The 15505-nt window shown below is 37.9% G+C and carries 15 protein-coding genes; all 15 read right to left on the bottom strand.

Annotation, left to right across the window (positions count from 1 at the left end; translation table 11 throughout):
* Positions 1–2: 2 nt before the first annotated feature.
* The 15 genes from dxr to sucD all read right to left on the bottom strand — a co-directional run bounded on the left by dxr (position 3) and on the right by sucD (position 15488).
* Positions 3–1145, bottom strand: a complete 1143-nt coding sequence (gene dxr / locus MKY00_RS18635; RefSeq protein WP_000790363.1) for a 1-deoxy-D-xylulose-5-phosphate reductoisomerase — start codon at positions 1143–1145, stop codon at positions 3–5.
* Positions 1146–1168: 23 nt separating this feature from the next.
* A complete protein-coding gene (gene cdsA, locus MKY00_RS18640; protein WP_000813584.1) occupies positions 1169–1960 on the bottom strand; it encodes a phosphatidate cytidylyltransferase in 792 nt (263 codons plus the stop codon).
* 17 nt (positions 1961–1977) lie between these two features.
* On the bottom strand, positions 1978–2754 hold the full coding sequence (gene uppS / locus MKY00_RS18645; RefSeq protein WP_000971300.1) for an isoprenyl transferase: 777 nt from the start codon (positions 2752–2754) through the stop codon (positions 1978–1980).
* Between the two features lie 85 nt (positions 2755–2839).
* Complete coding sequence (gene frr, locus MKY00_RS18650; protein WP_000531500.1) at positions 2840–3397, bottom strand: ribosome recycling factor; 558 nt, start codon at positions 3395–3397, stop codon at positions 2840–2842.
* Positions 3398–3399: 2 nt separating this feature from the next.
* Positions 3400–4122, bottom strand: coding sequence for a UMP kinase (gene pyrH, locus MKY00_RS18655; RefSeq protein ID WP_000042663.1), 723 nt, complete (start codon positions 4120–4122; stop codon positions 3400–3402).
* Between the two features lie 66 nt (positions 4123–4188).
* A complete protein-coding gene (gene tsf / locus MKY00_RS18660; RefSeq protein ID WP_001018580.1) occupies positions 4189–5076 on the bottom strand; it encodes a translation elongation factor Ts in 888 nt (295 codons plus the stop codon).
* 103 nt (positions 5077–5179) lie between these two features.
* Positions 5180–5881 (bottom strand): 30S ribosomal protein S2, encoded by a 702-nt coding sequence (rpsB, locus tag MKY00_RS18665; RefSeq protein ID WP_000111483.1) that lies wholly within the window; start codon positions 5879–5881, stop codon positions 5180–5182.
* A 348-nt stretch (positions 5882–6229) separates the two neighbouring features.
* Positions 6230–7009: a GTP-sensing pleiotropic transcriptional regulator CodY gene (codY, locus tag MKY00_RS18670; RefSeq protein ID WP_000421288.1), complete on the bottom strand. Its 780-nt coding sequence runs from the start codon at positions 7007–7009 to the stop codon at positions 6230–6232.
* A gap of 77 nt (positions 7010–7086) precedes the next feature.
* Positions 7087–8478: an ATP-dependent protease ATPase subunit HslU gene (gene hslU / locus MKY00_RS18675; protein ID WP_000550081.1), complete on the bottom strand. Its 1392-nt coding sequence runs from the start codon at positions 8476–8478 to the stop codon at positions 7087–7089.
* A 22-nt stretch (positions 8479–8500) separates the two neighbouring features.
* On the bottom strand, positions 8501–9043 hold the full coding sequence (hslV, locus tag MKY00_RS18680) for an ATP-dependent protease proteolytic subunit HslV (RefSeq protein WP_000526271.1): 543 nt from the start codon (positions 9041–9043) through the stop codon (positions 8501–8503).
* A gap of 42 nt (positions 9044–9085) precedes the next feature.
* Complete coding sequence (gene xerC, locus MKY00_RS18685) at positions 9086–9985, bottom strand: tyrosine recombinase XerC (RefSeq protein ID WP_016718302.1); 900 nt, start codon at positions 9983–9985, stop codon at positions 9086–9088.
* A gap of 65 nt (positions 9986–10050) precedes the next feature.
* Entirely contained in the window at positions 10051–11355 is a 1305-nt protein-coding gene (gene trmFO / locus MKY00_RS18690) for an FADH(2)-oxidizing methylenetetrahydrofolate--tRNA-(uracil(54)-C(5))-methyltransferase TrmFO (protein WP_002028254.1), read from the bottom strand.
* Positions 11356–11405: 50 nt separating this feature from the next.
* Positions 11406–13484 (bottom strand): type I DNA topoisomerase, encoded by a 2079-nt coding sequence (gene topA / locus MKY00_RS18695; RefSeq protein ID WP_001286972.1) that lies wholly within the window; start codon positions 13482–13484, stop codon positions 11406–11408.
* Positions 13485–13628: 144 nt separating this feature from the next.
* Positions 13629–14498 (bottom strand): DNA-processing protein DprA, encoded by an 870-nt coding sequence (gene dprA, locus MKY00_RS18700; RefSeq protein WP_016718303.1) that lies wholly within the window; start codon positions 14496–14498, stop codon positions 13629–13631.
* A gap of 87 nt (positions 14499–14585) precedes the next feature.
* A complete protein-coding gene (gene sucD, locus MKY00_RS18705) occupies positions 14586–15488 on the bottom strand; it encodes a succinate--CoA ligase subunit alpha (RefSeq protein WP_000115178.1) in 903 nt (300 codons plus the stop codon).
* Between the last annotated feature and the right edge of the window lie 17 nt (positions 15489–15505).

Raw genomic sequence — 15505 nt, forward strand, 5'->3', positions numbered from 1 at the left:
TGCTAAATTTGTTCCATCACAAACCGTCTTGTGGTTGCATCAATTTCCAGAATTTCCTCTAAGCTCGGACGTGCAATGACATTGTGATGGTTCATTGCTTTTTCAATGAGGTCTTCCACTGTTAAGAAACCAATTCTCTTTTGTAAAAAAGCTTCAACAGCTACTTCATTCGCTGCATTCATTACAGCCGGCATACTTCCACCTGTTTTTCCAGCTTCATACGCAAAGCGCAAGCAACGGAAACGTTCTTGGTTCATTTTCTCAAAATGCAATGTACCCATTTCCCATAAATTTAACTGCTTTGTGTCTGAAAGAGGCAATCGATCAGGATATGTAAGTGCGTATTGAATTGGTACTCGCATATCAGGTGAGCCAAGCTGTGCCATCACACTACGATCTTCAAATTCAACCATAGAATGAATAATACTTTCTTTATGTAAAACAACATCGATTTGCTCGTAAGGGATACCAAAAAGCCAATGTGCTTCAATTACTTCTAGCCCCTTATTCATCATTGTAGCAGAATCAATTGTAATTTTCGAACCCATTGACCAGTTTGGATGTCGAAGCGCATCTTCTACGGTCACATGATGCAATTCATCTCTCGTTTTATCACGGAAACTTCCACCAGAAGCCGTTATAATTAGTCGAGAAATTCTTTTTTCATTTTCACCATTCAAGCATTGAAAAATAGCTGAATGTTCACTGTCTACTGGAAGTAACGAAACATTATGTTTTCGCGCTGCTTCCATTACAAGATGCCCTGCAGTTACTAACGTTTCTTTGTTTGCAATTCCAATTGTTTTTTTCGCCTCAATTGCACGAAGTGTTGGTAACAACCCTACGCTACCTACAACAGCATTTACTACGATCTCCGCATCTGGATGTAATGCTACTTCTAAAAGTCCTTCACTACCATATACAATTTTTGTATTACCAGAGACAGCTTGTAATTTTAAAACATCTTCCTCTCTTTGCACAGAGACAATTTGCGGAGAAAATTCTTGAATGACTTTTACTGCGTAGTCAATATTTTTCCCTACAGAAAAAGCAACGAGACGGAATTGGTCTGGGTGCGAGCGTAATACATCTAAAGTTTGTGTACCAATTGATCCGCTTGCACCTAATAAACTAATGTTTTTCATGACTCCAACCCCTCGTTCATTTATTAATTGTATTGTAATAAGAAGTAGAGAATTGGTAAAACGAATAACCAACTATCTGTTCGATCTAATATACCACCATGTCCAGGTAAAATTGTACCTGAATCTTTTACGCCATAATGACGTTTAAATGCAGATTGTACTAAATCACCAATTTGTCCAAAAATAGAAATGATAATTGTCAGCACAATTAAAATTACTACATTCGATTCCACTGGGAAAAACATGTTGTAAACAAGCGCTACAATAATTCCACAAACGATGCCGCCTAATGAACCTTCAATCGTTTTATTTGGACTAATTTCTGGCCATAACTTTCTTTTTCCTAATGCTTTTCCTACGAAATATGCGCCTGAATCAGTAGCCCATATAACAAATAATGCGCAAAACACATATTTAATTCCTAAAATTCTCGTTTCATTCAAATATAAGAATCCCATTGCAACATATGTTGTTGCCATTAGTAAAAATGAAGCATTGTCAAAAGTAAATGTATTCTTAGAAAGGACTGTATATGATAAAAGTAATAAAACAATCACAAATGTGATTTCTAATTTACCTAATCCAATCCAAGTAAACAGTTCTGATGCACTACTTGGAATTAAAATAATCCATAATAATACTGCAGCTAAAACTGTTGGTACTGAAATAAGCGTAAGCTTATTCATACGAATTAATTCATATAAACCTATAGAAGCAAGTGCATACACTAAAACCGTAAAAGGCACGCCACCGTAAATTACGATGGGAATGAATAGCGCGGCAGCAACCACTCCAGTAATAATTCTCTGTTTCACTACCAAACCCTCTCTTTCTACACGCCTCCGAATCTGCGCCCTCTATGCTGAAAGTCTGTAATCGCATTTAGCAAATGTTCCTCGGTAAAATCTGGCCAATACACATCTGTAAACCAAAATTCCGAATATGCAATTTGCCATAACATGAAATTACTAATACGTAGCTCTCCGCTCGTACGGATTAACAACTCTGGGTCAGGTAAAGAACTCGTCATTAAGTAGGAAGAAAGCATTTCTTCACTTACATCTTCAACACGAACTTTTCCTTCCTCACGATCTTTCATCATATGTTGCACAGCAGAAACGATTTCATCTCGACTTCCATAGTTTAACGCGAAATTCAGAATTAATCCCGTATTCTCTTTCGTCTCTTCCATGGCCTTCTCCATCGCTCTGCGTGTATGCGTAGGAAGACGATCTTGTTGCCCTATTACACGGACTTGTACGTTCTCTTCAATCAATTCTGGTAAAAATGTACCTAAAAATTCTTCTGGAAGCTTCATTAAATAATCAACTTCCTTTTTCGGTCTTTTCCAGTTCTCAGTTGAAAAAGCATAAAGAGTTAATACTTTCACATTAAGTTTGCTTGCAAATTTTGTGATTTTCTTTACAACTTGCATGCCTTCATGATGTCCCGCAATACGAGGCATCGCTCTCCTCTTTGCCCACCTTCCATTACCATCCATAATGATGGCAATATGTTCTGGGATGTATCCTTTTTTCACTTCTTCAACGAGATGATCAAACGATGTGTCCTTTTTACCTTTAAAAAAAGGAAAGTTTTTAAACATCATTCATACCCTCCAACAAGCAGACGTATGCCTAAAAGTGTAAAAAGACCCCCTTAAGAAGAGGGTCATATTTGCGAAAGTATCGCTATTACACTTCCATGATTTCTTTTTCTTTGTTTTTTGCGATTTCGTCAACTTTTGCAATATATTTATCTGTTTCTTTTTGGATATCTTCAGTATATCCTCTTAAATCGTCTTCTGTAATCTCGCCAGCTTTTTCAAGCTTCTTAAGATCATCGTTACCGTCACGACGTACGTTACGAACAGCAACTTTTGCTTCTTCAGCATATTTTTTCACAACTTTTACAAGATCACGACGACGCTCTTCTGTTAATGCAGGGAATGCAATACGAATTACAGTTCCATCATTAGAAGGGTTTAAGCCTAAATCTGCTTTTAAAATTGCTTTTTCGATATCACCGATAGAAGTTTTATCATACGGTTGAATTACAAGTAAACGTGCTTCTGGAACTGTAATGTTCGCTAATTGCACAACTGGTGTTGGTGCACCATAGTAATCAACTTGTACTTTATCTAATACAGACGCGTTTGCACGACCAGCGCGAACTGTTGCTAATTCGCGTGAATAAGCAGCAACCGCTTTTTCCATTTTTTCATTTGCAGACTTCAATACTTGTTGTCCCATATTTATTTCCCCCTTACAACTGTTCCGATATTTTCGCCTAACACGGCACGTTTAATATTCCCTTTTTCCATAACTGAGAATACAATTAATGGAATATCATTATCCATACATAGAGAAGAAGCTGTAGAATCCATTACACCTAAACCTTCTTTTAATACATCTAAGTAAGTAAGTGTTTCGTATTTCGTAGCTGTTGGGTCAATAGATGGATCTGCATTATATACGCCATCCACATTGTTTTTCGCCATTAAAATTACGTCAGCTTCAATTTCCGCCGCACGTAATGCTGCCGTTGTATCTGTAGAGAAGTATGGGTTACCAGTACCTGCTGCGAAGATAACAACACGTTTTTTCTCTAAGTGACGAACTGCTTTACGACGAATGTAAGGCTCTGCCACTTGACGCATTTCAATTGAAGTTTGTACGCGAGTTTGAATTCCGATGTTCTCCAAGCTATCTTGAAGAGCTAATGAATTCATAACTGTCGCTAACATGCCCATGTAATCCGCTCCTGCACGATCCATGCCCATCTCACTTCCAATTTTTCCACGCCAAATGTTACCGCCGCCAACAACAACAGCAACCTCTACATCTAGTTCTGCAATTTCTTTCACTTGTTCCGCAACTGACTTAATAACAGCTGGGTTGATTCCAAATCCTTGCTCGCCAGCTAAAGCTTCTCCACTCAGCTTTAAAACGACACGATTATATTTCGGTTTACTCATAATGAACCTCCAATTGCTTACATCTTTATTTTAAAAAAGGGAACACAATGTGTTCCCTAATCTGTATTAGTTACTACCTTTTACTTGGTTCATTACTTCTTCAGCAAAGTTGTCTTCGCGTTTTTCGATACCTTCACCAACAGCGTAGCGAACGAATCCTTTTAATGTTGCGCCTTTAGACTCAACGAATTGACGAACTTTCATATCAGGGTTTTTAACGAATGCTTGGTCAAGTAAGCAAATCTCTTCGAAGAATTTGCCTAGACGGCCTTCAACCATTTTTGCAACGATTTTTTCAGGCTTGCCTTCGTTTAATGCTTGTTGTGTTAATACTTGACGCTCATGCTCAACTTCTTCAGCTGTTACAGCATCACGATCGATGTATTTAGGGTTAACTGCAGCGATGTGCATTGCTACGTCTTTAGCAGCCGCTTCATCAGTAGAACCTTCAAGAACTGTTAGAACACCAATGCGTCCACCCATGTGTAGGTAAGCACCGAATGCATCTGCATCAGTTTTTGATACGATTTCGAAACGACGAAGTGTAAGCTTTTCACCAATTTTAGCGATTGCTTCGTTGATGTGCTCTTCAACTTTTTTACCGTTTTCCATTGTTTGAGCCATAGCTTCTTCAACGTTAGCAGGTTTCTTAGCTAATAAGTGAGCAGCTAATTCTTTAATTAATGTTTGGAAACCTTCGTTTTTCGCAACGAAATCAGTTTCAGAGTTTAATTCTAAGATTAAACCGTCGTTACCGTTTGTTTCGATGAAAGTTAAACCTTCAGCAGCGATGCGGTCTGCTTTTTTAGCAGCTTTCGCGATACCTTTTTCACGTAAGAAGTCAATTGCCTTCTCCATGTCGCCGTTAGTTTCTGTTAAAGCTTTTTTGCAGTCCATCATACCTGCGCCAGTTTTTTCACGTAATTCTTTTACCATTTGTGCAGTGATTGCCATACTTTTCATCCTCCTAAAATATGTATTTATACCTTTTATAAAGGTGTTTATACCTTAAAAAAGGTGATAAAAGGCCGAACCCCTTATCACCTTTCCAACTTTGTTACGCAGTAACAGTTTCTTCACCTTGTTTTGCTTCAAGGATCGCGTCTGCCATTTTAGATGTAAGAAGTTTTACAGCACGAATTGCATCATCGTTCGCTGGGATAACGTGATCGATTTCGTCTGGATCACAGTTTGTATCAACGATACCGATGATTGGAATGTGTAATTTGCGTGCTTCAGCAACTGCAATACGCTCTTTACGAGGGTCTACTACGAATAATGCACTTGGAAGACCTTTCATATCTTTAATACCGCCTAAGAATTTCTCAAGACGCTCTAACTCTTTTTTAAGTTGAACAACTTCTTTCTTAGGTAGTACTTCGAAAGTACCATCTTCTTGCATTCTTTCGATGTCTTTAAGACGCTTGATACGCTTTTGGATTGTTTGGAAGTTAGTTAAAGTTCCACCTAACCAACGTTGGTTAACGAAGTACATACCAGCACGAGTTGCTTCTTCTTTAATAGCTTCTTGTGCTTGTTTTTTAGTACCTACGAATAAGATGTCTCCGCCTTCAGCAGCGATGTCACGCATAACTTTGAAAGCTTCCTCAACTTTTTTCACAGTTTTTTGTAAGTCGATGATGTAGATACCGTTACGCTCTGTGAAAATGTAACGCTTCATTTTTGGGTTCCAACGACGAGTTTGATGTCCGAAATGAACACCAGCTTCAAGCAATTGCTTCATAGAAATTACTGACATAATATAGTTCCTCCTAAATGGTTTTTGATATCCTCCGTTTACTTCATCTCTAAGCGAAACTACAAACGTAGCACCAACACTTAAATCAGTAAACGTGTGTACTTTGTACTGACACCACTGCTTACTATATCATACTGAAATATTACAATCAAGTCGAAAATGCGAACAATGTAAAACTTTCTTTGTTCATACTCGAATTCTAGTATTACCAACCTGCATTTCTTTTAAGCAAAAAGTGAAATGCAATTCATGGCTTTTCAAAAAAATGCGATTATGACGCTATGTACGAACAACATCAATCTGTTATACAAAAAAACTCTCCTCAAAAAATGAGAAGAGTTTTATAAATTAGTTTGTTTTTAATTTAGCAAGTTCATGTAAGAATTTGTCGTTTAATACTTTAATGTATGTTCCTTTCATACCTAAAGAACGCGACTCAATTACACCAGCACTTTCTAATTTACGAAGTGCATTTACGATTACCGAACGAGTGATTCCTACACGGTCAGCAATTTTACTTGCAACAAGTAAACCTTCTGTTCCGTTTAATTCTTCGAAGATGTGCTCGATTGCTTCTAACTCACTGTAAGATAATGAGCTGATCGCCATTTGAACAACAGCTTTGCTACGTGCTTCTTCTTCAATTTCTTCTGCTTTTTCACGTAAAATTTCCATACCTACAACAGTTGAGCTGTACTCAGCAAGAATTAAATCATCATCTAAGAACTCTTGACCAAGACGAGCTAAAACTAATGTACCTAGACGCTCACCGCCACCAACGATCGGTACGATTGTAGTTAAGCCTTGACCAAATAATTCTTTATTTTCTACTGGGAATGCTGTGTAAGCACTGTTTACATCTAAGTTTGAAGATGTTTCTGTAATGTTGAATAAGCTTTGTGTATACTCTTCTGGGAATTGACGCTCTGCAAGCATTTGTTTCATACGCTCATTCTCGATTTGTTGGTGAATTGCATAACCTAGTAATTTACCACGACGGCTTACTACGAATACGTTCGCTTCGATTACTTCACACATTGTGTCAGACATTTCTCTAAAGTTTACAGGCTTTCCTGCTGCGCTCTGTAATAACGCATTTAATTTTCTTGTTTTTGCTAATAATTCCATTTCAAAAGTTCCTCCTACATGTTACTCACATATTTTTTCATCACTTGGAAACTAGGGCGAGTCACCTGATGACACTATTACAAAATAAACTGGCTCACATCTTTATTTTTAGCAATCGTTGCTAATTTTTCCTCAACGTATTGAGGCGTTATCGTTATTTTCTCTAACGTAATTTCAGATGCTTCAAACGATAAATCTTCAAGGAGCTTCTCCATAATCGTATGAAGTCTTCTTGCTCCAATATTATCTGTATCCTGATTAACTTGATAAGCAATCTCAGCAATCTTACGAATAGCTTCGTCTGAAAATTCAATTTCTATACCTTCAGTCGCTAATAAAGCAATATATTGTTTAATTAACGCATTGTCAGGCTCGATTAATATTTTAACAAAATCATCCGTCGATAATTTTGTTAATTCTACTCGAATCGGAAATCTCCCTTGTAATTCCGGAATCAAATCTGACGGTTTAGACATATGAAACGCTCCAGCTGCAACGAATAAAATATAATCCGTTTTTACTGATCCGTATTTTGTCGCAACATTTGATCCTTCTACAATTGGTAAAATGTCACGTTGCACACCTTCACGTGATACATCTACACTATTCGACTGCTTACCAGCAATTTTGTCAATTTCATCGATAAAAATAATCCCGAGCTGTTCAGCACGATAAACAGCCTCTTGTGTAACTTCATCCATATCAATTAAGCGCTGTGCTTCCTCATTTGTCAAGACTTTTCTTGCTTCTTTTACAGAAAGTTTACGTTTTTTTGTTTTTTTCGGCATAAAACTTCCTAATGCATCTTGGAAATTCATCCCCATTTGTTCCATGCCAGTTCCTTGCAGCATATCGAACATGGAAGACTGTTGTTCAGTCACTTCAATCGATACAATTTCATCTTCAAGAAGTCCTGCAGCAAGCTTTCTTTCCACATCTTGACGTTTCTTTTCGATTTCAACATCTTCCTGTGAATCTGTTGTTTGATTCGAATTTTGAGCGCCACCAAATAGCATTTCTAATGGGTTTTTAAATCCAGATTGCTTCTCCGGACTCGGTACTAAAATTTCAACAAGACGTTGGTTCGCTTGTTCTTCTGCTTTGTCTTGTACTTTTACTACCATTTCTTCTTTCACAATGCGAACTGACGTTTCCACAAGGTCACGTACCATCGATTCTACATCTCTACCTACATATCCAACTTCTGTAAATTTCGTAGCTTCAACCTTAATAAAAGGTGCTCCAACGAGTTTCGCCATTCGTCGTGCTACCTCTGTTTTACCAACACCTGTCGGTCCAATCATTAAAATATTTTTAGGTGCAATTTCATCACGTAGATTTTCAGCTAATTTACTTCGGCGGTATCGATTTCTTAAAGCTACAGCAACCGCTTTCTTCGCATCTTTTTGACCGATAATGTATTGATCTAATTTTTCCACAATTTGACGCGGAGTAAAATGTAAATGCATATAAAATGCCTCCCTTACGATTCTACAATTCTTCCACAATTATATTGTGGTTTGTATACACACAAATATCGCCTGCAATGTCTAAACTCGCTTTCGCAATTTGCTTCGCTGTTAAATGTTCACTTGCATATTGTTTTAAAGCACGACCTGCTGAAAGCGCATAATTTCCGCCAGATCCAATTGCTAAAATACCATCATCCGGTTCAATCACTTCTCCCGTACCTGAAACAAGGAGCATAGTTGTTTTATCCATGACAATGAGCATCGCTTCTAGCTGACGTAACATTTTGTCACCGCGCCATTGCTTCGCCATCTCAACAGCAGCACGCTGCAAGTTTCCATTATACTCTTCTAATTTCCCTTCAAACATTTCAAAAAGAGTAAATGCATCAGCAACTGAACCTGCAAAACCAGCTAAAACTTTCCCTTGAAAAAGTTTACGAACCTTACGAGCTGTATGTTTCATTACAACAGCATTTCCCATTGTCACCTGGCCATCTCCAGCCATTGCACATTCTCCATTATGATGAACTGCAAATATCGTTGTAGCGTGGAAATTTCCCATAGAAAAAACTCCTTTATATGTTTTTATAGCTTTAAAAGCAATTTATGCCCGTGGGTGATGCTTCATGTAGACAGAACGCAATCTTTCTTTAGAGACATGCGTATAAATTTGTGTCGTAGACAAATTTTCATGACCGAGTAGCTCCTGTACAGTACGTAAATCTGCCCCTTCATCTAACATATGTGTAGCAAATGTATGCCTTAACATATGAGGACTTATACGCATTGTCAGTGAAGCTTTCTTAATGAGTTCATTTAATACATAGCGTACTCCTCGACTTGTCAGCGGCGTGCCTTTCGCATTTAAAAATACCATATGAGATTGTTCTTCAGTTTTCTTGGCTAACTGTTTTCTCCCGTTCTCTATATAAGTAATTAAAGCATCTTGTGCATAGCTCCCGAACGGAATATACCTTTGTTTTTTTCCTTTTCCCATTACTAAAATTGTCCCCACCGCAAAGTCAATATCGGTAAGTTGTAAATTGACACATTCACTCACACGGATCCCGGTCGCATACATCAACTCTAATAAAGCTTGATTCCTTTGACCTAACGGGGTTCCCGTATCAGAAACTTCAAATAATTCCTCTAATTCTTCAGCATATAAAAACTTTGGGATTGACAATTCTTTTTTGGGGAGTGACGCAAGTGCAAACGGATTATCTTTCCGATAACCTTCACGCATCAAAAAACGATATAAACTTCGTAAGCTTGATACTTTTCTTGCGACAGATTTACGGGCTAACTTTTCATCGTGCAACGTCGTTAAGTACAAACGAACATCCGCGTATGTAATATCTAAAAAAGAGGATATGCCTTCTCGCTCCATAAATTGCACAAAATGTTCTAAATCATTTTGATAACTTGCAATTGTATATTTTGAATAATTTCTTTCAATTTGTAAATATCCAACGAATAATTGTAACAATTTCTTCACATTCACACAATTCACCTCAATAAAGGCTACTAAATCGTATCACAACTTAGTAGCCTTTGCAAGAAATTTAACTAAATATTTACAAAATTTCGAATCGTTTCTAAAGCGCGTGTTGCATAGGCTTCATTACGTTCTGCTTTCTTTTTAATTTTCTTCTCTAACGGTGCAAACAGACCGAAGTTTGCATTCATCGGTTGGAAGTTTTTTGCATTTGTCGCAGTAATATAATTCGCCATACTTCCCATCGCAGTTACTGGTGGTAATACAACCGGCTCTTCACCTTTTACAAGTCGAGCAGCGTTGATACCTGCTAGCAATCCTGAAGCCGCTGATTCAACATATCCCTCCACTCCAGTCATTTGACCAGCGAAGAATAAATCATCACGTTGTTTATATTGGTATGTTGGACGAAGCAAGTTAGGTGAATTAATAAACGTATTACGATGCATTACACCATAACGTACAATCTCTGCGTTTTCCAGTCCTGGAATCAACTGTAACACTTCTTTTTGCGGTCCCCATTTTAAATGCGTTTGGAAACCTACGATATTGTATAACGTTCCCGCTGCATCATCTTGGCGTAACTGAACAACAGCATATGGCGTTTTCCCTGTTTTCGGATCTTCTAATCCAACAGGTTTCATCGGTCCAAATACTAGTGTTTGTCTTCCTCTACTTGCCATAACCTCTACTGGCATACAACCTTCAAAGAAAATTTCTTTTTCAAATTCTTTTAAAGGTACTGTTTCAGCAGCGATTAAAGCCTCGTAAAAACGGTCGAATTCCTCTTCCGTCATTGGACAGTTTAAATATGCCGCTTCACCTTTATCGTAACGAGATTTTAAATACACTTTATTCATATCAATGCTGTCTTTCTCAACAATCGGTGCTGCTGCATCATAGAAATAAAAGTAGTCTTCACCCGTTAATTCTTTTAATTGCGCAGAAAGATCAGGCGACGTAAGTGGACCTGTCGCGATAACAGTAGGACCTTCTGGAATTTCAGTAATTTCTTCATTCACCACAGTTACGTTCGGATGATTTTTCACATATTCCGTTACTTTTGCCGCAAATTCATGACGATCTACCGCTAAAGCCCCTCCTGCTGGTACAGAACACTCATCAGCTGCACGAATAATAACAGAATCCATTAAACGCATTTCTTCTTTAATAACACCAACAGCATTTGTTAATGTGTTTGCGCGAAGCGAGTTACTACATACTAATTCTGCAAATTTATCTGTGTGATGAGCTGGCGTTTGCCTTACCGGTCTCATTTCGTATAATCTTACTTGGACACCACGTTTTGCAATTTGGTAAGCTGCTTCACTTCCTGCAAGACCTGCGCCAATGACGTTTACTACTTGTGTTGTCATATATTTATCACCTTTCCTTTTCTTCCCGAAAAAAATGTGAGCAGTTACGCTCACATTTGTTGTTCTTCTTCATAATCACACGAAATACATTGTACTTGTACGCCTTTTTTCAACTTCTTCTCTACTAGCATACCTTCACACTTCGGACATTTACGGCCAATCGGCTTATCCCAAGATACAAAGTCACACTCTGGATACGTACCGCACCCATAGAAAAGACGTTTCTTTTTATTACTACGACGCTCAATAATTTGACCTTTATCACATTTCGGACAAGTAACACCGATTTCTTTCACAATCGGTTTTGTATTACGACAATCTGGGAAATTCGAGCAAGCCATAAATTTCCCGTATTTACCCATTTTAAAGACCATTGGGTGATTACATAATTCACAATCTTCCCCAGCTGGTTCATCTTTAATTTCCACTTCACGCATTTCTTTTTCCGCTTTTTCTAAACGCGGTTCAAATCCTACGTAGAAATCATCAACAATTTTTACCCAATTCGCATTTCCTTCTTCTACTTCATCGAGGCTTTGCTCCATGTTAGCAGTAAATTCAATGTTAATAATTTCTGGGAAAAACTCTAAAATAAGTTCAATTACTATTTCACCTAGTTCAGTTGGAACGAAGCGTTTATTATCCAAACCTACATATCCACGTTTTTGAATCGTTTCAAGTGTCGGTACGTAAGTCGACGGTCTTCCAATTCCAAGCTCTTCAAGTGTTCTTACTAAACGAGCCTCTGTATAGCGCGGCGGAGGTTGTGTAAAGTGTTGCTTCGGTTCTAAATCCTTCGAAAATACGGTTTCCCCTACTTCTAAAGGTGGCAACATCTTATCCTTTTCTTCAGCCCCATCATCTTTCGACTCTACATACACTTTCATAAATCCTGGGAACTTTACAACCGATCCACTTGCACGGAACTGAACATTATTATTAATGAGTCTCGCTGTCACAGTATCCATTATAGCAGACGCCATTTGACTTGCAACAAATCGCTCCCAAATCAATTTATACAATCGAAGTTGATCACGACTTAAGAAACTCTTTAGTTCCTCTGGCTTTCTCATTACCGAAGTAGGACGAATTGCCTCATGCGCATCTTGTGCGTTCGACTTCTTCGTTTCTTTCTTCTTTTCTGTTCCTATGTATTCCGTACCAAACGCCTCAGTAATGTACGTACGTGCCTCTGTTTGAGCTGTTTCTGAGATACGTGTTGAATCAGTTCTCATATACGTAATAAGACCTACAGTTCCTTGTTTTCCAAGATCAATTCCTTCATACAATTGCTGCGCAAGCATCATCGTTTTCTTTGCTCGCATGTTTAACTTACGCGCCGCCTCTTGTTGCAAGGAAGATGTTGTAAATGGTAATGCCGGATTACGTTTTCGCTCTTTTCTCGTTACATTTTCAACTGAGAACGCATTATCTTTCAGCCGTTCAATTATTTCATTCACTTGTGTTTCATTCGTTAATTGAACCTTTTCACCATCTACACCGTAAAAGCTTGCTTCAAATGTGTCTTTCCCTTTCACAAATTCTGTCTTAATTGTCCAGAATTCTTCAGGCTCGAAACTTTGAATTTCTCTTTCACGTTCGATAATTAAACGAACTGCTACAGATTGTACGCGTCCTGCACTTAATCCTTTTTTTACTTTCTTCCATAATAAAGGACTAATATTGTAACCAACAAGACGATCTAGTATACGTCTTGCTTGTTGTGCATCTACTAAATTCATGTTAATCGCGCGAGGATGTTTAAAGGATTCCTTTATTGCATCTTTTGTAATCTCATTAAACACAACTCGGCAATCTGATTCAACGTCCACATTTAACGTATTGGCTAAATGCCAAGCAATAGCTTCCCCTTCGCGGTCTGGATCGGCCGCGAGATAGACTTTCTTTGCTTTTTTTGCTGCTGATTTTAAGTCTTTTAAGACGGGACCTTTACCACGAATGGTAATATACTTCGGGGTGAAGTTGTTCTTTACTTCTATCCCCATTTGGCTTTTAGGTAAATCGCGAACGTGTCCCATAGACGCGACAACTTTGTATTTTTTCCCTAAATATTTCTCAATGGTCTTCGCCTTAGAAGGCGACTCCACGATTACGAGGTAATCTGACATGCTAGTGCCTCCTTAAGAGGTGGATTCAAGTCTTCATTAATCTTATTGATTTCTCTTGTTTTTGTCAATCAAGAATGAATATACCATACAGTGCCTATCTACCATTTGTCAATAATTGTTTAATAAAAACATAAAAATATAAGGTTAATTTAAAATCTCTTCCAGTATATCTTCTGCATTTCTTACTAGTTTCGCTCCTTGTTGAATGAGATGATTTGTTCCTGATGCACTATCTATAAATATAGGTCCAGGAAGTGCAAATACCTCTCTATTTTGCTCTAGAGCAAGGTCTGCGGTAATAAGTGTTCCACTTCTCGATTTCGCTTCTACAACTAAAACACCTTTACTTATGCCACTAATAATCCGATTCCTTTTTGGAAAATACCATTTTTTCGGTGCATAGTGCGGCGGATACTCTGTTAATAACAATATATATTCATTCCACACTTCATATAAATATCGATTCTCTCTTGGATATATATACGATAATCCATGTCCTAGTATCGCAATTGTTGGGCAATGCCGTCTTACTGTAATTTCATGAGACATCGCATCTATCCCTCTTGCAAATCCACTGACAACAAGCCATTCCTTTTCTAATAATGGATGTAAAATAAATTTCAAACTTTCATATCCATATAAAGTCGGTTCTCTCGTTCCAACAACCGCTAATTTATTCACTTTATTGAGAAAATCTTTTTCTCCTTTTCCATATAATACAAAGGGAGGATCTTGTATTTCACGTAATAATTTTGGATAATCTTCATCCCATATTGTCATATAAAAGAATCGATTTTTCTCTAAATAAGATATATATTGTGGGAGATTTGAACTTTGAAGAAAATTTACTAATTCTGAAGATTTTTTCGAGGATATTCCAGTGTAACATTCAATTTGTTTTGCATTAAAATTGTATATTTCCTTCAATTCTGGATCGACATGTAATAGCCTCTCTATCGCCTTCCAATGGTCTGCTAACAAGTAATGAAGATGTAATAATCGTTCTCTTTTCATCACAATTCTCCTTACCCATAATTTTTATTATGTTAACAAGAAGTTTGTAAAAAGACACCTTCAAGCAAGAAGGTGTCTTTCAACAGATTAGTAGTTTTTACAAGTCTCAAATAGACCTTTTTCTTTTAAGACAGAGATTAGCGTTTCACCCATAACTGCTGGAGTTTCCGCTACTTTAATACCACAAGCTTCCATCGTTTTAATCTTTTCTGCAGCAGTTCCTTTGCCGCCAGAAATGATTGCACCAGCATGACCCATACGTTTGCCAGCAGGCGCTGTTTGGCCGCCAATGAAGCCTACAACAGGTTTTGTCATATTAGCTTTTACCCATTCAGCTGCCTCTTCTTCCGCTGTACCACCGATTTCACCAATCATAATTACAGCGTGTGTTTCTTCATCTTCATTAAATGCTTTTAACGCGTCAATAAAGTCTGTACCGTTAACAGGGTCTCCGCCGATACCTACAGCCGTAGATTGACCAATACCTTCTTGTGTTAACTGATGTACAGCCTCATACGTTAATGTACCAGAGCGAGATACGATACCTACATGACCTTTTTTATGAATGTATCCTGGCATAATACCAATTTTACATTCATCAGGTGTGATAACACCTGGGCAGTTCGGTCCAAGTAAACGTGTATGTTTACCAGCCATATATCTCTTTACATTTACCATATCTAATACAGGAATTCCTTCAGTAATACATACTACTAAATCAATTTCTGCATCAACTGCTTCCATAATTGCATCAGCCGCAAAAGCGGGTGGAACGTATACAACTGAAGCGTTTGCGCCTGTTGCTTTCACTGCATCTTCTACAGTATCAAATACTGGTACACCTTCAATATCAGTGCCACCTTTACCTGGCGTTACACCACCGACAATTTTCGTACCGTATTCTATCATTTGCTTTGTGTGGAATAACCCTTGAGAACCTGTAATACCTTGAACAATAACTTTTGTATCTTTATTAACTAATACGCTCATTTTTCTCCCCCGCTTTC

This window comes from Bacillus sp. FSL R9-9834 (genome assembly GCF_038006905.1).
Lineage (GTDB): Bacteria > Bacillota > Bacilli > Bacillales > Bacillaceae_G > Bacillus_A > Bacillus_A pacificus.

Excerpts from the sequence above, each read along its gene's own strand:
- dxr (WP_000790363.1), bottom strand. The coding sequence starts at position 1,145 with ATGAAAAACATTAGTTTATTAGGTGCAAGCGGATCAATTGGTACACAA.
- uppS (WP_000971300.1), bottom strand. The coding sequence starts at position 2,754 with ATGATGTTTAAAAACTTTCCTTTTTTTAAAGGTAAAAAGGACACATCG.
- frr (WP_000531500.1), bottom strand. The coding sequence starts at position 3,397 with ATGGGACAACAAGTATTGAAGTCTGCAAATGAAAAAATGGAAAAAGCG.
- pyrH (WP_000042663.1), bottom strand. The coding sequence starts at position 4,122 with ATGAGTAAACCGAAATATAATCGTGTCGTTTTAAAGCTGAGTGGAGAA.
- tsf (WP_001018580.1), bottom strand. The coding sequence starts at position 5,076 with ATGGCAATCACTGCACAAATGGTAAAAGAATTACGTGAAAAAACTGGC.
- rpsB (WP_000111483.1), bottom strand. The coding sequence starts at position 5,881 with ATGTCAGTAATTTCTATGAAGCAATTGCTTGAAGCTGGTGTTCATTTC.
- codY (WP_000421288.1), bottom strand. The coding sequence starts at position 7,009 with ATGGAATTATTAGCAAAAACAAGAAAATTAAATGCGTTATTACAGAGC.
- hslU (WP_000550081.1), bottom strand. The coding sequence starts at position 8,478 with ATGCATTTACATTTTACTCCGCGTCAAATTGTGGAAAAATTAGATCAA.
- hslV (WP_000526271.1), bottom strand. The coding sequence starts at position 9,043 with ATGGGAAATTTCCACGCTACAACGATATTTGCAGTTCATCATAATGGA.
- trmFO (WP_002028254.1), bottom strand. The coding sequence starts at position 11,355 with ATGACAACACAAGTAGTAAACGTCATTGGCGCAGGTCTTGCAGGAAGT.
- topA (WP_001286972.1), bottom strand. The coding sequence starts at position 13,484 with ATGTCAGATTACCTCGTAATCGTGGAGTCGCCTTCTAAGGCGAAGACC.
- dprA (WP_016718303.1), bottom strand. The coding sequence starts at position 14,498 with ATGAAAAGAGAACGATTATTACATCTTCATTACTTGTTAGCAGACCAT.
- sucD (WP_000115178.1), bottom strand. The coding sequence starts at position 15,488 with ATGAGCGTATTAGTTAATAAAGATACAAAAGTTATTGTTCAAGGTATT.